General features: G+C 55.8%; 17 protein-coding genes and 1 tRNA gene. 7 read left to right on the forward strand and 11 right to left on the reverse strand.

The annotated features are described in order from the left end of the window. From pheT to thrS, 6 genes are all read right to left on the reverse strand, one after another. Entirely contained in the window at nt 1–2,379 is a 2,379-nt protein-coding gene (gene pheT, locus PSES9_RS0117455) for a phenylalanine--tRNA ligase subunit beta (RefSeq protein WP_010489091.1), read from the reverse strand. Nucleotides 2,380–2,423: 44 nt separating this feature from the next. Continuing rightward, nucleotides 2,424–3,440, reverse strand: a complete 1,017-nt coding sequence (gene pheS / locus PSES9_RS0117460; protein WP_010489093.1) for a phenylalanine--tRNA ligase subunit alpha — start codon at nt 3,438–3,440, stop codon at nt 2,424–2,426. A 131-nt stretch (nt 3,441–3,571) separates the two neighbouring features. Then, complete coding sequence (gene rplT, locus PSES9_RS0117465; protein ID WP_010489095.1) at nt 3,572–3,928, reverse strand: 50S ribosomal protein L20; 357 nt, start codon at nt 3,926–3,928, stop codon at nt 3,572–3,574. Nucleotides 3,929–3,954: 26 nt separating this feature from the next. Continuing rightward, entirely contained in the window at nt 3,955–4,149 is a 195-nt protein-coding gene (rpmI, locus tag PSES9_RS0117470) for a 50S ribosomal protein L35 (protein ID WP_010489097.1), read from the reverse strand. 60 nt (nt 4,150–4,209) lie between these two features. Beyond that, nucleotides 4,210–4,761: a translation initiation factor IF-3 gene (gene infC / locus PSES9_RS0117475; protein WP_176443213.1), complete on the reverse strand. Its 552-nt coding sequence runs from the start codon at nt 4,759–4,761 to the stop codon at nt 4,210–4,212. Next, complete coding sequence (gene thrS, locus PSES9_RS0117480; RefSeq protein WP_010489100.1) at nt 4,761–6,683, reverse strand: threonine--tRNA ligase; 1,923 nt, start codon at nt 6,681–6,683, stop codon at nt 4,761–4,763. The genes infC and thrS overlap by 1 nt, the downstream gene beginning before the upstream one ends. A 640-nt stretch (nt 6,684–7,323) precedes the next feature. Between thrS and PSES9_RS0117490 the strand changes: the two genes are divergently transcribed. After that, entirely contained in the window at nt 7,324–8,196 is an 873-nt protein-coding gene (locus PSES9_RS0117490) for an SPFH domain-containing protein (protein WP_010489102.1), read from the forward strand. A 336-nt stretch (nt 8,197–8,532) separates the two neighbouring features. Here the strand turns inward: PSES9_RS0117490 and PSES9_RS0117495 are convergent. Next, nucleotides 8,533–8,609 (reverse strand) — tRNA-Val (locus PSES9_RS0117495). Nucleotides 8,610–8,794: 185 nt separating this feature from the next. On the opposite strand from PSES9_RS0117495, the gene PSES9_RS0117500 reads away from it, so the two are divergent. Beyond that, on the forward strand, nt 8,795–10,078 hold the full coding sequence (locus PSES9_RS0117500; RefSeq protein WP_010489104.1) for an NAD(P)/FAD-dependent oxidoreductase: 1,284 nt from the start codon (nt 8,795–8,797) through the stop codon (nt 10,076–10,078). Between the two features lie 57 nt (nt 10,079–10,135). Here PSES9_RS0117500 and PSES9_RS0117505 read toward each other — a convergent pair whose 3' ends face one another. The 3 genes from PSES9_RS0117505 to PSES9_RS0117515 form a co-directional block, all read right to left on the reverse strand. After that, the gene (locus PSES9_RS0117505) at nt 10,136–11,056 is read right to left on the reverse strand and encodes a PA2778 family cysteine peptidase (protein WP_029529629.1); all 921 of its coding nucleotides are present in this window, start codon (nt 11,054–11,056) and stop codon (nt 10,136–10,138) included. A 32-nt stretch (nt 11,057–11,088) separates the two neighbouring features. Then, complete coding sequence (locus tag PSES9_RS0117510; protein ID WP_010489108.1) at nt 11,089–11,490, reverse strand: PA2779 family protein; 402 nt, start codon at nt 11,488–11,490, stop codon at nt 11,089–11,091. A 180-nt stretch (nt 11,491–11,670) separates the two neighbouring features. Beyond that, complete coding sequence (locus PSES9_RS0117515; protein WP_010489110.1) at nt 11,671–12,582, reverse strand: LysR family transcriptional regulator; 912 nt, start codon at nt 12,580–12,582, stop codon at nt 11,671–11,673. A gap of 124 nt (nt 12,583–12,706) precedes the next feature. Between PSES9_RS0117515 and PSES9_RS0117520 the strand changes: the two genes are divergently transcribed. The 3 genes from PSES9_RS0117520 (at nt 12,707) to PSES9_RS0117530 (ending at nt 15,424) form a co-directional block, all read left to right on the forward strand. Continuing rightward, entirely contained in the window at nt 12,707–13,945 is a 1,239-nt protein-coding gene (locus PSES9_RS0117520) for a D-amino acid dehydrogenase (protein ID WP_010489112.1), read from the forward strand. Nucleotides 13,946–13,975: 30 nt separating this feature from the next. Next, nucleotides 13,976–14,332: a RidA family protein gene (locus PSES9_RS0117525; protein ID WP_010489115.1), complete on the forward strand. Its 357-nt coding sequence runs from the start codon at nt 13,976–13,978 to the stop codon at nt 14,330–14,332. A gap of 123 nt (nt 14,333–14,455) precedes the next feature. Beyond that, on the forward strand, nt 14,456–15,424 hold the full coding sequence (locus PSES9_RS0117530; RefSeq protein ID WP_010489117.1) for a TAXI family TRAP transporter solute-binding subunit: 969 nt from the start codon (nt 14,456–14,458) through the stop codon (nt 15,422–15,424). 76 nt (nt 15,425–15,500) lie between these two features. On the opposite strand, the gene PSES9_RS0117535 is transcribed toward PSES9_RS0117530, so the two are convergent. Beyond that, the gene (locus PSES9_RS0117535; protein WP_010489119.1) at nt 15,501–16,298 is read right to left on the reverse strand and encodes an NAD(P)-binding domain-containing protein; all 798 of its coding nucleotides are present in this window, start codon (nt 16,296–16,298) and stop codon (nt 15,501–15,503) included. A gap of 163 nt (nt 16,299–16,461) precedes the next feature. Between PSES9_RS0117535 and ampC the strand changes: the two genes are divergently transcribed. Further along, complete coding sequence (gene ampC, locus PSES9_RS0117540; RefSeq protein WP_010489121.1) at nt 16,462–17,634, forward strand: class C beta-lactamase; 1,173 nt, start codon at nt 16,462–16,464, stop codon at nt 17,632–17,634. Between the two features lie 87 nt (nt 17,635–17,721). Next, on the forward strand, nt 17,722–17,907 hold the full coding sequence (locus tag PSES9_RS24680; protein WP_010489122.1) for a DUF2986 domain-containing protein: 186 nt from the start codon (nt 17,722–17,724) through the stop codon (nt 17,905–17,907). The last annotated feature ends 97 nt before the right edge of the window (nt 17,908–18,004 follow it).

Genomic DNA, 18,004 nt, shown 5'->3' on the forward strand with positions numbered 1-18,004 from the left:
CTACTTCCTTAACGTGGCGTTGAACCTTTGTTCCAGGGAGGTGAGGATATTCTGCGTAGTGGTACTCACCTCATCGTCATTAAGAGTGCGCGATGGATGCTGCCAGGTCAAGCCAACTGCAAGACTTTTTCTATGAGGATCAATGCCTTTACCGTGATACACGTCAAATAGCTTGAGGTCTGTTAGCCATTCCCCCGCTGTTTCACGGATTAATGCCAGCAATGAAGCCGCTGGAACCTCACGATCAACAACCAGGGCAAAGTCACGACGCACCTCAGGGAAACGCGACAACTCGGCAAATGCCGGCATACGCCCCTGCACAACCTGACTCAAGACCAGCTCAAACATGAACACGCTTTGGTCGAGATCAAGCTTTTTAGCCAGCTCAGGGTGGATGGCACCCACATAACCGACCAGATTGCCATCACGCTCGATACGTGCGGTTTGCCCCGGATGCAGCGCTGGATGCTCGCCTGAGACAAAACTGAATGCATCAGCTGCGCCGGCGCTCGCCAACAACGCCTCCACATCGGCCTTGATGTCATAGAAATCGACGTCATCGCGGGCATGCGCCCAGCCTTCAGGCAAACGACGACCGGTGATAACACCTGCCAACATGGCTTCCTGCTTGAGCCCTTCGAGCTGGCCAACAAAGCGTAGCCCACTTTCGAACAAGCGCACGCGCGGCTGCTGGCGATTGAGGTTGTGTTCAAGCGCCTTGATCAGGCCAGGCCACAAGGATGAACGCATCGCCGCCATATCAGCCGAAATCGGGTTGGCCAGCATCAATGGTTCGACACCTGGCGTGAACAGCTCGAACATTTTCGGATCAATGAAGCTGTAGGTAATCGCTTCCTGATAACCACGGGCAACCAGCAAGCGACGCAATGCAGGCAGCTCGACAGCAGCCTCGGCCTTGGTTTGTGGGGCCAGGCGCGCTTGCGGGTAACGCACCGGCAAACGGTTATAGCCATACAGGCGCGCCAGCTCTTCGATCAAGTCAACCTCAAGGCTGATATCGAAACGATGGCTTGGCACGGCAACCTGCCATTGCCCTGCACCGGCAGCGCTGACATCGAGGCCAAGCCCCGTCAGCAAGCGCGCCACTTCGGCATCATCCATCCTCAAGCCGAGCATCTGCTCAATACGTTCGGCGCGCAGCGTTACAGGAGCAATCTTGGGCAGGTCAGCTTCGCTGGCCACTTCAATGATTGGACCAGGCTCCCCCCCGACGATCTCGAGCAACAGAGCGGTCGCACGCTCCATGGCCTTGCGAGCCAGTTGCGAGTCAACGCCACGCTCGAAGCGATGCGAGGAATCGGTATGCAGGCCATAGGAACGCGCCTTGCCAGCAATCGCGATGGTGTCGAAGAAAGCCGCCTCAAGAAACAGGTCACGGGTGGTGTCGGCGACACCACTGTGCTCGCCCCCCATCACACCGGCGATAGCCAGGGCGCGCTGGTGGTCGGCAATAACGAGGGTATCGCTGCGCAGGGTTACTTCCTGGCCGTCGAGAAGGACAAGCTTTTCGCCCTCTTGAGCCATTCGCACACGGATACCACCCTGGATCTGCTCAAGGTCGAACGCATGCATCGGCTGGCCGAGCTCGATCATCACATAGTTGGTGACATCAACCACGGCATCGATACTGCGGATATCCGAACGACGCAGGCGCTCCACCATCCACAGCGGTGTGGGCCTGGACAGGTCGACATTACGCACCACACGGCCCAGATAACGCGGGCAAGCTTGCGCGGCAAATACTTCAACTGGACGCACCTGATCATGGACGGCGCTGACTGCAACGACTTCAGGAGTTGTAACAGGCGCGGCATAGAGCGCACCCACTTCCCGCGCCAAACCAGCGAGGGACAAACAGTCCCCGCGATTAGGCGTGAGATCAACTTCAATGCTGGCGTCGTTGAGATTGAGGTATTCGCGAACATCCTGGCCAACCGGCGCATCGGCTGGCAACTCAAGCAGGCCGTCATTTTCCTCGCTGATCTGCAGTTCGGCAGCCGAGCACAGCATGCCGTTCGACTCGACGCCGCGCAGCTTGGCTTTCTTGATCTTGAAGTCGCCAGGCAATACCGCCCCTATCATGGCGAAAGGGATCTTCAGGCCTGGGCGCACATTCGGCGCGCCGCAGACGATCTGGAATGTCTCAGCGCCATTGCTGACCTGGCACACACGCAGCTTGTCGGCATCCGGATGTTGCTCGGTGCTCAATACTTCACCGACAACGATACCGCTGAACTCGCCTGCCGCGGCACTGACGCTGTCGACTTCCAAGCCCGCCATCGACAGGCGAGCGACTAAATCTTCACGGCTGACCTGAGGGTTAACCCAGCTGCGCAGCCACTGTTCACTGAATTTCATCCTGCCTTCCTCATCAATTCGATTAACTACTTACAGCGTTACAACTAGCGAAATTGCGCTAGGAATCGCAGGTCGTTATCGAAGAACAGGCGCAAGTCATTAACGCCGTAACGCAGCATGGCCAGACGCTCAACACCCATGCCAAACGCAAAGCCGGAATATTTTTCCGGATCGATGCCGCTCATGCGCAGAACGTTCGGATGAACCATGCCGCAGCCCATCACTTCCAGCCAACCCGTCTGCTTGCACACCCGGCAACCTTTGCCGCTGCACATCACACACTGCATGTCGACTTCAGCCGATGGCTCGGTGAAGGGGAAGAACGATGGGCGGAAACGTACACCCAGCGGTTTCTCGAAGAACACACGGAGGAACTCTTCAATGGTGCCCTTTAGGTCGGCAAAGCTAATGCCCTCGTCGACCAGCAACCCTTCAACCTGATGGAACATCGGTGAATGGGTGATATCCGAGTCACAGCGGTACACACGCCCCGGGCAAACGATACGGATAGGTGGCTGCTGCGACTCCATGGTGCGGACCTGTACCGGCGAGGTATGGGTGCGCAACAACATATTCGCGTTGAAGTAGAAAGTGTCATGCATGGCCCGCGCCGGGTGATGGCCGGGAATATTGAGCGCCTCGAAGTTGTGATAGTCGTTCTCGACCTCGGGGCCTTCGGCAATGCCGTAGCCTATCCGAGTAAAGAACTGCTCAACACGCTCCAAGGTACGTGTAACCGGATGCAAGCCGCCAGAGGTCTGGCCACGGCCTGGCAGGGTTACATCGATACGCTCCGCTGCAAGCTTGGCGCTCAGCGCGGCGTTTTCCAGAAGATCCTTACGGCTGCTCAGGGCTTCCTGAACACGCTCTTTGGCCGCATTGATCAGAGCACCGGCTTGCGGGCGCTCTTCTGCAGACAGGCTGCCCAGGGTCTTCATCACCTGAGTCAACTCGCCCTTTTTGCCCAAATAGTGAACACGCAGTTGTTCCAGGGCGTTCACATCATCGGTGTTGCGCACGGCCTCAAGCGCTTGCGAGACCAGCACATCCAGATTTTCCATTTACAGACTCCAGATACGAAATAGGGGAAGAGCTCAAGCTCTTCCCCTATCGGTGACGTTTCGAACGCACTCAAGGACGACTGCCCTTGACCCCGCTCTTGCACCGGGCGAGCCCGGTGATTGTCGGGGACTTAAGCCAGTTCGGCTTTCGCTTTCTCGACAATCGCAGCAAACGCCGCTTTTTCGTTCACTGCCAGATCAGCCAATACCTTACGGTCGATCTCGATGGACGCTTTTTTCAGGCCAGCAATGAAACGGCTGTAAGACAGACCGTTTACACGTGCGCCAGCATTGATACGAGCGATCCAAAGGGCACGGAACTGACGCTTCCGCTGACGGCGGTCACGGTAGGCGTATTGGCCTGCCTTGATCACAGCCTGCTTGGCAACACGGAATACGCGAGAGCGTGCGCCGTAGTAGCCTTTAGCCAGTTTCAGAATTTTTTTGTGACGCTTACGAGCAATTACGCCGCGCTTAACACGAGCCATGAGTTATTTCCTCTTACCTAACCGAATTAACGAACGCGCAGCATGCGCGCCACTTTTGCCACGTCAGACGGATGCACCATGGTGCTGCCGCGCAGTTGACGCTTACGCTTAGTGGACATTTTGGTCAGGATGTGGCTCTTGAAAGCGTGCTTGTGCTTGAAGCCTGAAGCTGTCTTCAGAAAGCGCTTCGCTGCACCGCTCTTGGTTTTCATTTTTGGCATGTTCGGATACTCCGCATTCAGTTAATAAATATAATCGCAAGGCCTGCCGTGCCCTGTTGATTACTTCTTCTTTTTGGGGGCGATGACCATAATAAGCTGGCGTCCTTCCATCTTCGGGTGCTGTTCAACGGTGCCGTATTCAAGCAAGTCACCTTCAACTCGCTTCAACAACTCCATGCCCAACTCCTGATGCGCCATCTCACGACCACGGAATCGTAATGAAACCTTGGCCCTGTCCCCCTCACTAAGGAAACGTACCAGGTTGCGTAGTTTTACCTGGTAATCCCCTTCCTCCGTCCCTGGGCGAAACTTGATTTCTTTGATCTGTACTTGTTTCTGGTTCTTCTTCGCCGCTGCTACCTGCTTCTTCTTTTCAAACAGGTGCTTGCCGTAGTCCATGATGCGACATACGGGGGGCAAAGCGTCAGCAGAAATCTCAACCAGATCCAGCTTAGCTTCTTCAGCTATGCGTAGCGCTTCATCAATAGAGACGATGCCAATCTGCTCGCCTTCAGCGCCAATTAACCGAACCTCGCGTGCCGAGATATTCTCATTGATCGGCGCCTTGGGTGCAGTTCGTTTATCTTGTCTCATTTCACGCTTAATAATGATTACTCCAAATCTTGGCGACCACGCCGGGAAACCGCCTGCGTAACGAAATCAGCGAATTGGGATAGGGACATTGAGCCCAGATCAGTGCCTTCACGGGTACGCACGGCGACAGTTTGCGTTTCAACTTCCCTATCTCCAATAACCAAGAGATAAGGAACCTTGAGCAAAGTATGCTCGCGGATTTTAAAGCCTATTTTTTCATTTCTCAAGTCAGACTTGGCACGAAAGCCGCTTTGATTGAGTGTTTTTTCCACTTCAAGGGCAAAATCAGCCTGTTTATCGGTGATATTCATCACCACGGCCTGAATCGGAGCAAGCCAGGCAGGAAACGCACCCGCATATTGCTCGATCAACATTCCGACAAACCGCTCAAACGAACCCAGGATTGCGCGGTGCAGCATGACCGGACGATGACGACTGTTGTCTTCGGCGATATAGCTGGCATCCAGACGCTCTGGCAAGTTTGGATCGTACTGCAAAGTACCACACTGCCAGTTACGACCCAGGCAGTCTTTCAGGGTGAACTCGATCTTCGGTCCGTAGAAAGCGCCCTCGCCTGGTTGATATTCCCACTCAAGACCCGACTCATTCAGGGCGTCGGCCAGCGCACCTTCGGCACGGTCCCACAACTCTTCGGCACCCACACGCTTGGCCGGACGCGTCGACAGCTTCATGGCGATATCAGTGAAACCAAAGTCGGCATAAACCTGCAGTGTCAGCTTGATGAAGTCAGCCGCTTCCTGCTTGACCTGCTCCTCAGTACAGAAAATGTGCGCATCGTCCTGGGTAAAACCGCGCACACGCATGATGCCATGCAGCGCACCTGAGGGTTCATTACGGTGGCAGGCACCAAATTCAGCCAGGCGCAGCGGCAGATCACGGTAAGACTTCAAGCCCTGATTGAATACCTGCACATGGCACGGGCAGTTCATCGGTTTGATCGCGTAATCGCGGCTTTCCGACTCGGTGGCAAACATGTTTTCCGCGTAGTTGGTCCAGTGCCCGGACTTCTCCCACAGGATACGGTCAACCACTTGTGGCGTCTTGATCTCCTGGTAGCCATGCTCACGCTGGACCTGGCGCATGTATTGCTCGATCACCTGATACAGGGTCCAGCCATTGGCATGCCAAAACACCATGCCCGGCGCTTCTTCCTGCAGGTGGAACAGATCCAGCTGCTTGCCAATACGGCGATGGTCGCGCTTTTCGGCTTCTTCAATACGCTGGATATAAGCAGCCAACTGCTTTTTATCTGCCCAGGCAGTGCCATAAACGCGCTGCAATTGCTCGTTCTTGGCATCGCCGCGCCAGTATGCGCCCGACAACTTGGTCAGTTTGAAGGCTTTGAGAAAACGTGTATTCGGCACATGCGGGCCACGGCACATGTCGACATATTCTTCGTGGAAGTACAGACCCATCGATTGCTCGTCAGGCATATCCTCGACCAGACGCAGCTTGTAGTCTTCGCCACGGGACTTGAACAGCTCGATAACCTCGGCGCGCGGCGTAACCTTTTTGATCACGTCGTAATCTTTCTCGATCAACTGCTGCATGCGCTTTTCGATCGCCGCTACGTCTTCCAGAGTAAAGGGACGTGGCGAAGCAATATCGTAGTAAAAGCCATCATCGATGACCGGACCGATCACCATCTTGGCTTCAGGGAACAGCTGCTTGACCGCATGGCCGACCAAATGCGCGCACGAGTGGCGGATTATCTCAACGCCTTCCTGATCTTTGGGCGTAATGATCTGCAGCGTTGCGTCGTGATCGATCAGATCACAGGCGTCAACCAGCTTGCCGTCGACCTTGCCGGCAACAGTGGCTTTAGCCAGGCCTGCACCGATGGATTGAGCCACCTCAAGTACGGATACCGGGTGATCGAATGAACGTTGACTGCCGTCGGGAAGAGTAATGATGGGCATGGCGCCTCCTCTCCTAGTGGTGACCTCTACCAAAGGCCACATGGGTTGGGATGAGCCAGTAAGCGATTCGGCGGAATTCCTGCCTTACTATGGCAGCGGCATTGAGCCGACCTGACCGAACCGCAGTCACTGGAGGTTTACGTAGCGAAAACTTGATGCATACAACACAAAAAACGGCCGCCTAAGCGACCATTTTTAGTAATTACATTTAAGCATGCTCCACCAGCGCGATTAAAAACGCACACGGGGCACACCCAAGCGACTGAAACGCAAAGAAAAAAGATATGCCTTTGCAGCCAAGAGCGCACTATAACATTAAAACCAAGGGCTTATGGCAGTTTTCAGATTATCTGGACGGCAATCAACCACCTCAAACCGCCTCGGGTGCGACACAGCTTTGGATGCACAGGTCTGCACAACCTGACTACGACTTCCAAGTTGCAGTGAGCTGCCTCACAACTCAAATCAAAGGTGCATCGACTACAAAAGTAAACTTAAGTACCCTGCGCCGCCGCAGGCATAGGCAACGGATGCACAGCCGGGCGATCGCGCAACGAGACTGATCGACACACTTGTATTGATCGACCTGGCAGACCAGAACCTGCCTGCCCTGCCAAAACCACTCATAAAGGGAATTTAGATGAACCCCATTGAACTAAAGCCTAAATCCATCATTGGCTACGTAGTCGCCTTTGTTGTAGGCATCCTGGTACTCGGCGTGCTTTTTGGAAGCTGGTACACCGTCGATGAAACCGAGCGCGGCGTTTTACTTCGCAACGGTGCACTGGTGGGGATAGTTGACCCCGGCCTCTCGTTCAAGATGCCATTTATCGAGTCCGTAAGCTTCATCTCCATCCAAAGCCAAGCCACGAGCTACAACAAGGTCCAGGCCTACAGCAAGGACCAGCAAACCGCCGAACTGACTGTATCGATCTCCTGGCACGTCCCCGCCAGCGAGGTGGCGAAGGTCTACACCCAATACAAGGATCTCGACGGGCTATTGACCCGACTGATCTCTCGCCAAGTGGGCACTCAAATCGAGAATGTATTCGGCCAGTACAACGCAGTAACCGCAGTGCAACAGCGCGGGCGGTTTGGTGCTGATGTTTCCAAGGCGATTACCGACTCGATCAAGGGTCCGGTGATCATCGACAGCGTGCAGGTCGAGAACATCGACTTCAGCGATGACTACGAACGCTCGATTGCCCAGCGCATGAAAGCCGAAGTGGAGGTCAAGACCCGCGAGCAGATGCTGGCCACCGAGCAGGTTCAGGCGCAGATCCGCGTGACCCAGGCCCAAGCTGAAGCCGACTCCAAGGTTGCCCAGGCCAAAGCCGATGCGGAAGCCACTCGCTTGCGCGGTGAAGCTGAAGCCGATGCGATCAAGGCGCGCGCCCAGGCACTGGCAAGCAATCAAAATCTCGTGGAGCTGACCAAGGCAGAACGCTGGAACGGCGTACTTCCGACCACAGTTCTACCCAACGGAACCCTGCCGTTTATCGACGCCAAGTAATACTTCCAAGGCCAGATCGCCGATGCCTCGACGCATCCAAGGGGTCTGGCCGCCGCCTCAACCGCCCACCTAATCGTGACATGTGCACGCCCTGGCTGCGCCGCATCCGCACGACTCGAACAAATCCCCGCCCCAGCCAACACCCCACCTGCAACACTCCAGAGGTGACGGGACGCATATCAGGACAGACAGACAGGCAGACCAGCAAATCAGTAGCCCCCAGAATGCATCTGCCGGGCGGCCTGGGCAGGCAAATCGCTTGCCCAAAATATTCCAGAAACAAAAAAGGCGACCCCTAGGGATCGCCTTCTAAGTACCGCCCAAGAGCGGTTTGTTTGGTAGGCACAATTGGATTCGAACCAACGACCCCCACCATGTCAAGGTGGTGCTCTAACCAACTGAGCTATGTGCCTGCAATGGGTGCGCATTCTACGTCCGAGCGCAAAACTGTCAATAGTTTTTTTCGCTAACCGACTGAATAAATGCATTTTTTAGGCATCAAGAGGCTGCTGAAGATTTCTAAAAGACCACTAGCCGGGCATTTTCAACTCGGGTAGCATCAGGATATTCGTAAAAAATAAACAACAGAGGTTGCAAAATGGCGCACACGGAATACCCACAATCCTATTACGCGGCTTCCGCGAACCCCGTCCCTGCCCGCCCTGAACTCAATGGTGACGTCGAAACTGATGTGTGCATTGTTGGCGCTGGCTACACGGGGTTATCAACTGCAATCTCGCTACTCGAAAATGGCTTCAAGGTGAGTATTGTCGAGGCGGCGAAAGTCGGTTTCGGCGCATCCGGACGTAACGGCGGCCAGATTGTTAACAGCTATAGCCGCGATATCGACGTGATTGAACGTAGCGTTGGTCCCAAGCAGGCACAGCTGTTGGGCCAGATGGCGTTGGAGGGCGGTCGCATCATTCGTGAGGGAGTCGCCAAGTACAACATTCAGTGCGACCTCAAGGACGGCGGTGTTTTCGCGGCCAATACCAGCAAGCACATGGCCCACCTGGAGTCGCAAAAGAAACTCTGGGAGCGCTACGGCCATACTCAACTCGAGCTGATGGATGCCAAGCGCATCCGTGAAGTAGTGGCCACGGATAACTACGTCGGTGGCATGCTCGACATGAGTGGCGGCCACATCCACCCTCTTAACCTGGCGCTGGGCGAGGCTGCGGCTGTCGAGTCATTGGGCGGAGTTATCTACGAACAGTCACCCGCAACACGCATTGAGCGCGGCGCGAACCCGGTTGTGCACACGCCAAAAGGTCGAATCAAGGCAAAGTTCGTGGTTGTCGCCGGCAACGCATACCTGGGCGACCTGATGCCTGAGCTGAGCGCAAAATCAATGCCGTGCGGCACCCAGGTGATTGCCACCGAGCCGCTGTCCGATGAAATGGCCAAAAGCATCCTGCCACAAGATTATTGCGTAGAAGACTGCAATTACCTGCTCGACTACTACCGCCTTACTGGCGACAAGCGCCTGGTTTTCGGTGGTGGCGTGGTTTACGGCGCTCGTGACCCGGCCAATATCGAGGCCATCATTCGTCCCAACATGATCAAGACCTTCCCGCAGCTCAAGGATGTGAAGATTGATTATGCCTGGACCGGCAACTTCCTCCTGACGCTTTCGCGCTTGCCGCAAGTCGGTCGTATTGGCGATAACATCTACTACTCACAAGGCTGCAGCGGGCACGGCGTAACCTACACCCACCTCGCGGGCAAGGTGCTTGGCGAAGCGCTGCGCGGCCAAGCCGAACGCTTCGATGCCTTTGCTGGCCTGCCACATTACCCATTCCCGGGTGGACGCTTGCTGCGCGTACCTTTCACGGCAATGGGCGCCTGGTATTACAGCCTGCGTGACAGACTTGGCTTCTAGGCACTACCTACTAAAAACGGCGCCAATTGGCGCCGTTTTTTTATAGCCGTCAAAACACTACTGCATGGTTGAGCAGGCCTGCAAAACCGAGCACTGCCCGGCCGCCTGAGTGGCCACCTTCAATGGCGAACCAAACCGCTCGTCTTTAGGTGCCAGTTGTTTTGCGCACGCCTGTGCCTGCGCAGCCTGCTGGCCACAACCGCGCTCAGCCAAGACCTGGGACAAGTTGAACCAACCGGCAGCAAAGTCCGGTTTATGCTGAACGCTTTTGCGCAGGTCCGCCTCGGCACCCGCAGCATCCCCGCCGGCATGACGACTGTTGGCCATGGCAAACCAGGTCAGCGCCTCATTTGGCCATTGCCGCGTCGCGGTGCGATAAGCGCTCAAGGCCGCCTGTTTGTGGTCGGTCTCCTCAAGGTCACTCGCCGCCTTCAACCATGTTTGCATCTCCGGGTTGGCAGGCAACTTGTTGGGTGGCATCGTCACCACGGCCCAGCGTTTGGCCCGCGCCCAGCTTTCATCAAAACCGGCGAAGTCGGTCGTCCAGCGACGCGTCGTGCCGGAGCGTAAAATCAGGGTTTTGGCACGCAAATCAAAACCGACAACCACCGCAAAGTGCCACTGCGGATACCAGTCGAACGCCTGATTCTGCAATACCAGCACCGGGTTACCGGCGGCAACCTGGTTCAGTATTGACTCCAATTTTGGCTGCAGCGGATACACCAGCATGTCATGCGCCCGCGCAGCTGCCACCATTTCTATCTGCAAGCTGCCTTCACGACCAGGAATGTAGACCTGATCCTTGAGCAAACCTGGGCTGGTTGCCACGCCCCGCTGGGTCAACATGGTCGACAGTGCCGCCGGGCCGCACTGATACTCGGTTTGAGGGAAAAAAGGGACGTCACTGAGTTCAACCCGTTCAGGCAACTGCGCAGTCTGCGGTGATAACACCGGAGACTGCGCACAAGCTGAAAGCATGATAGTGAGTACGGTCGGGACCAATAGCCTGATTATCGATTTATACATTTCACAAAACTGAAGATGTCGGTAGCGCAGAGCATATCGGTAACGATGAAGATCACAAAGAACAACACGATAATACCGATAACACCACTACCTGCAGGCGCCTGATCCAGTTGCTGGTTGAACTGGGCAAGCTCGGCATTGGTCAGGCTGTTGATACGCTTCTCGACCGTGTTCCGATCAACTCCGAGGCTGTGCAGTTTGTCCTGCACACCTTGCTCATCGAGCATGCTCAGTAACTGCTGGCGATCTACTTGTTGCTGATGTTCAGCCAAGACTTCAGAAGTGCCGATCATCGATGCATTTGCCAGCGGCACCTGGGCCACCATCAGCAGATGAAATACTGCCAGGCTTGCTGCTAGTCGACGAAATACTGAACCTTTACTCATGACACTTACCTCTCGATTTATTTCACGTTATGACTAAATCAACAAGCAAGGGTTCATCGACGCCGGGCGGCGACGATAATTTAAATTAAGCCTAGGCCTGAAAAATCTCCTACCAGCGGGCATCTGGCTCGCCCCAGCCGTCAATGTAGTCGCCAAAAACTGACTCACACAACAAAGAGTCTAGCCAGTTTTTGGCTCATTCATCAGCCGGTCCGCGACCTGGCTGATCTGCTCGATCAACGCCTGCTGAGCCTTGGGGTACTCTTCGCCCGCGCGACGCAAGAGATACAAACCAACCATCAGGTTCGGCTCCAGCACACGCATCTGAGCGCCGCCCATGACTGCAACCCTTGCCGTCAGCGGATCCACCAAGGCCATGCCCTGCCCCGCCGTGACCAAGGCGCCAGCGAGTTGATAGGTCTGAACCCAGGTATCGATCAGCGGCGCAGGTTGCAGCCCACGAAGGTGCTCGCCTATCAAGCTGCCCAGGGCATCGCGCGTATCCAAGCCAATCAACACCGCGCCAGCAAGGTCCTGCAGGTAAACCGGCTCCATGCACTGCGATTGACTCCAGCAACCTGCGGGGGCTATTAACTGCATGCAGCCCTGGGCAAGTAACTGGCACTGCAAGCCTGGGTGCTCAACGAGCTGCAAGGTCAAGCCAATATCCGCCTCGCGCAATAACAAGCGCTGGATCATTTCGGCCGAATGCTGGGTCGCCAACTCACAATTGACACCTGCATGCCTATCTCGCCATTGGCTCAACGCCAAAGGTAAAAGCTGTTGCGCCAGGGCCGGGGTGGAGACTAACCGCAGGTTCTCTTCCGCACCTCGCCTGAGACTGCCAGCCAGGCGCCGCAGGCTTTGCAAATCCGCGGACAGGCTTTCGGTCTTGTTGCGCAGGATTCTCGCCTCAACAGTCGGCTCCAGTTTGCCACGCACGCGGTTGAATAACCTGAAGCCCAGCTGTTGCTCGGCATGCTTCAATGCTTTGCTCGCTGCCGGCTGGGAAATATTCAACAGATCCGCCGCGGCAGTGACGCTGCCGGTTTGCAAGATTGCCTGAAACACTTCGATATGACGCAGGTGCATGCTTTGTTCCTCCGGGTGCAGAGCAATAGCATAGCTTTTGGTTATGGCCTAGCTGCAATCTTTCATTGGTTTCCAACTCATGCATTTACATACCCTGAAAGCCAATTTGGTATGAGGTGTATGCATGCGAGTTGCGGTGATCGGAGGAGGCGTCATTGGCTTAACGACAGCCTATGCCCTAATACGCGAAGGTCATGAGGTCGATCTGATTGAGCGACGCGACGAGGTCGGGCTGGAGACCAGCTTCGCCAACGGCGGCCAGCTTAGCTATCGTTATGTGTCGCCACTGGCCGATGCGGGAGTGCCGCTGGAAGCACTGGGCTGGATGCTGCGCAGCGACGCGCCCCTGCGCTTCAAGCCGCAATTCAATCTGCAGCAATGGCGCTGGTGCCTGCAGTTTCTGGCTGCATGCCGACGCTCGGTCAACCAACGCAACACGGCTCACTTGTTGCGCCTGGCCCTGCATAGCCAAAAAATACTGAGCACCTGGCGCGAGCAAGACACGCTCGATAACTTCGCCTGGCGCTCAAACGGCAAGCTGGTGGTTTATCGCACCCCGGCAAGCTGGGCCAAGGCGAGCAAGACGCCTGGCGATGACAACCGCCAACTACTGAGCGCAGAGCAGTGCCTGGATACCGAGCCCGCCCTCGCCGGGATCGCCAATGAACTGCTCGGCGGCGTTTACGCACCCGGAGATGAAGTCGGCGACTGCTATCTATTCTGTCGGCAATTGCTCCAGCGACTTCAAGCCAACAGCGCATTCAAGCTGCACGCCAACTACGATGTCAAAGGCTTGCGCGTCAGCAATGGCAAGGTCAAGGCGCTGCAATTGAATTGCGGTGATGAGCATCTGGTGGATCATCTCGTGGTCGCAGCAGGCGTCCACAGCATCGCGCTGCTCAAGCCCCTGGGTATCGATGTGCCGCTCTACCCGCTCAAGGGCTATAGCCTCAGCCTGCAACTCGATAACCCGCAAGCGGTGCCTGAAACCAACGTTACCGACTACGACAACAAAGTCGTTTACGCCCGCCTGGACGACCAACTTCGAGTTGCGGCCATGGTTGATGTTGGCGGCTGGGATAGCCAGCTAGATGCTCTTCGAATCAAACAGTTACGCGATCTTGCCGCCCGTAGCTTTCCCGAGGCCGGAGACTTTGCTGCGGCGACGCCTTGGGCGGGACTGCGCCCGGCCACCCCACAAGGCACACCCTGGCTGGGTGCGAGTGGCATCAATAATCTCTGGCTGAACCTGGGCCATGGCAGCCTGGGCTTTACCCTTGCCTGCGGCAGTGCCGATGTACTGGCACAACTGATTGCCGGCTCACCCGCCCCGATCGCCCTGGACGGCCTCACGCGTACATAAGGCATTCACCATCATTCAATAGGGAGTTTTATGAATATCCAACGCATGCAAACCAATGATCGCCTGTCAGGCGCCGTGAACTTCGGCGAACTGGTGTTTTTGTCAGGCCAGGTTCCCACCAACCGCTCGCTCGATGTGGCAGGTCAAACCGTTGAGGTCCTGGCCAAGATCGACACTTTGCTGGCTGAAGCAGGCTCGGATCGGAGCCGGTTGTTAAGCGCCCAAATATGGCTCAAAGACATTGAGCACGACTTTGCAGCCATGAACCAGGAATGGATCAAATGGCTGCCACAAGGTTGCGCCCCAGCCCGTGCAACCGTTGAAGCGCGCCTGGCATCAGGCGATGTGCTGGTTGAGATCATGGTTATTGCAGCACGCAATAGCTAAGGCCCTTTTCAAGCCCGGGCCCACAAAAATCAATGCTCGTTGCTGGGCCCGGGTGCATTCAAATAGTGGTGATCGAGCATAAAAGATAGTCTGTTCAAACAATTAAAATCAGGGGACCTACCGATGAAAAATAACAAAACCCGGTTTCTTATCAGCGCACTGGCCGGTCTCTGCCTGGCCACTCCAACACTGGCAGCAGAACGCTATGTAACCATTGGCACCGGTGGTCAAACAGGTGTCTATTACACTGGCGGCCAATCAATTTGCCGGTTTCTCAATCGTGCACAGGTGCAACCGCCAATCAAATGCAACGCCACCTCAACGGCAGGCAGCGTGAGCAATATTGTCGCGCTCAATGGCGGCGAATATGACTTTGGCTTTATTCAGTCAGACCACCAGTACAAGGCCCAAAAGGGCCTCGCGCCTTTCGATAAGCTCGGCCCACAAACCAAGCTGCGCACCCTCTTCTCGCTGCAAAGCGAAATCCTGACCATCGTTGCCCGCAAAGACAGCGGCATCGACACAATCGAAGACCTCAAGGGCAAACGCGTAAATATTGGTGTGCCTGGCTCGGGCAGCCGGGATACGGTTGATGAAGTCATGGCTGCCGAGAGCTGGACAAATGCCAGTTTCTCCCTGGCGGCTGAACTCAAGCCTGCGGAAATGGCGGCGGCTCTCGGCGACAATAACCTGGACGCCATCACCTATGTGGTTGGCCATCCAAGCGGGGCGATCCAGGAAGCCCTGGTCAATGTCGATGCGCAGCTTATCCCGGTCACAGGCCCGGCAATCGACAAGCTGTTGAGCAAGGCCCCCTACTTCAGCAAGGAAAGCATCCCGGGCGGCATTTACCCAGGCGTCGATGCCCCGGTACCCTCGATTGGCGGCAAAGCGGTACTGGCTACCATGTCGAGTACCGATCCTGAGCTGGTCTACCAGTTGGTCAAGTCCGTGTTCGACAACCTTGAACGCTTCAAGCGCTTGCACCCAGCCTTCAAAGACCTCAAGGCACAAGACATGATCAAGGTCGGCCTCACTGCGCCCCTGCATGAAGGCGCGGTGCGCTACTACAAAGAACAAGGCTGGATGTAGATCCGGATTGGCTTTAGCGAGGCCCTGCGATTCAGGGCCTCGTCATAACCGGATACAGCCGCTATCAAGCAAGAATTCAGTCACTACCCGCCTCATCTTCGTTGCTTGCCGTATCTGCCGTAAGCCATTGCAGCGTAGCGTCGCACACAGCGAACCAAGGCCTGCTCATCTGATGCCTTCGCAGCAGCTCAACACCCCTGGCGGTGAACGTACCCGGGGACGCAATAGCATTGCCCATGGCTGCCAGGTCTGCATCGGGATTGTGATAAGCGCTGGCAAGGCAGTCCTGCATATTGCTCAGCACCAGTTGCCTGGCTTGAGCCTCTGGCATCCCTTGCGCGACGAACCATTGCTGAAGATCCTGCAGCCAGAAATAAAACCAGCCATTCATGCACGCAGCAACGGTCGCCAGTTCAAAAGCCTCTTCCTCGTCCAGCAAAACAGCTGTACCCAATGGCGCCAGGTACTGCTGAACAAGGTCATTGCGCGGGTAGATCACAACCGTGGTGCTGTTGATCTGGGCCGCGTAGGAAAGCATCGCCCGAACCACCTGCGCACCTGGAAAATAACGCGCTAACGCATCGAGCTTCATGCCGGCCACCAGCGAAACCAGGGTTTTACCAGGCGTAATTGTCACCTCTTCGGCCAACTGAGCAACGGCGTCAGGACGAACCCCGAGGATAAGAAGATCTGAACTATCAATGACCGCCTGATTGCCTGCCATGATCTGGCAGTCGAAAGCGTCCGATAAAACCTGGGCACGGGCCTGATTACGCGGAGACAGCCTTATCGCGCCAGGGTAACCGCTGCGCCGCAAGCCGCGAACAACCTTCTCCGTGAGTTCGCCCACCCCCAAGATCCCAATAGCGTGCATGCAACCTCCATCGCGGGTTTGTTCAGGTTCCAGTGCCACACAATCTACCTGAAGGCTTGGGTTAAGGGGCCGGATGGGCGATGATTTGCCTGCCCGCCCTGCTGGCAAGAGCCTATGTGGCTAGGTTGAACGCCTTGGTGAATCAATGGAGACTTGCGAAAACATGCTTGATAAACACCACTTTGCAGTTGCGCTGTTCACCAGCACCTTATGGATCTTTGGTGCCGCTGATTGCCTTGCCGCGAACACCTCTGAGAGCGCGTTGAAAGCCTCCGTGGATGCAGTCATTGAACCACTGATGCAAAACCAGGGCATTCCCGGAATGGCCGTGGCACTGCTGGTCGATGGCCAGGCGCATTACTTCAGCTACGGTATTGCATCCAAAGCTGATAGGCAGCCGGTGACACCGAACACCCTCTTTGAAATCGGTTCGATCAGCAAGACCTTCACCGCCGCACTCGCTGGCTACGCGGTCGCCAAAGGTCGATTGGCCCTGCCAGCCAACGCCAGTGATTATGTGCCGCAATTACACGGCAGCGCCTTTGACCACATCAGCGTGCTTAACCTGGGAACCTATACCGCTGGCGGCTTGCCATTGCAGTTTCCAGCTAAAGCAGATGCCGCAGACAAGATGATGGGCTATTACCAACAGTGGCAACCCAGCTTCGCAGCCGCCGAGCAACGGCTGTATTCAAACCCAAGCCTGGGCCTGTTTGGCTATGCGGCAGCCGAGAGTCTCGGACAACCTTTTGACGACCTGATGGAAAAAACCCTGTTTCCCAAACTGGGCCTGAAGAGCAGCTACATCCAGGTTCCACAGGTGCAAATGAGCCACTACGCCCAAGGCTATACAAAGGATGACAGTCCAGCCAGAGTCGGCCCGGGGGCTATGGCATCGCAAGCCTATGGCGTGAAAACCACGGCAGAGGACATGCTGCATTTTGTCCGCATGAACCTGCAAGCCCAGGGACTTGAGCCTGCGCTGCAACAAGCCATCAACCTAACCCAAACCGGCTACTACCAAGCTGGACCACTGACCCAAGGCCTGGGCTGGGAGCTTTACGCCTATCCAGTTACGCTGAAAACACTGCTGGAGGGGAACTCAACCCAGATGGCACTTGAGCCACATAAGGCCAATTGGTTTGAAACGCCGCAGCCACCACAAGCCAGTAGCTGGATAAACAAAACCGGCTCGACCAATGGCTTCGGTGCCTACGTTGCCTATATACCAGCCAAGCAAATCGGCATTGTTCTGCTGGCGAACAAGAACTACCCCATCCCAAGCCGGGTTAAAACGGCTTATAAGCTGCTCAGCATCGTGGGTGCAGGCAATTAGACGATCACATTGATTGCGCGGCACGGCCAGAAGCAGATACTGATTGCCCAACGACCAACCAAGAACTTACACATCAAGTAGAAAACCATGAATCGTCGGAAAAAAATCAAGCAGCTACTAGAAGCTCACGCCAAGAAGGCCAGCGCTAAAAAAGCACCACGAAAAAAGTCTACCTACGTCAGCAAGGCGGACCGACTCAAACTTGCAGCTGAAGCAACACAAGACTCAATCACCGCCCCGGAGAGCCGGACTGCCCCAACCAGTGAGCCGTGAAAACCACGCTTGCTATGCGACTGCTCATGGCGACTACGACCTGCCCTGTCACGCTGCTTCAGCGTGGCGCCGATGATGGATCGAGCCGATTAAATAA

The sequence above is a fragment of the Pseudomonas sp. S9 genome (assembly GCF_000222125.1).
Lineage (GTDB): Bacteria > Pseudomonadota > Gammaproteobacteria > Pseudomonadales > Pseudomonadaceae > Aquipseudomonas > Aquipseudomonas segetis.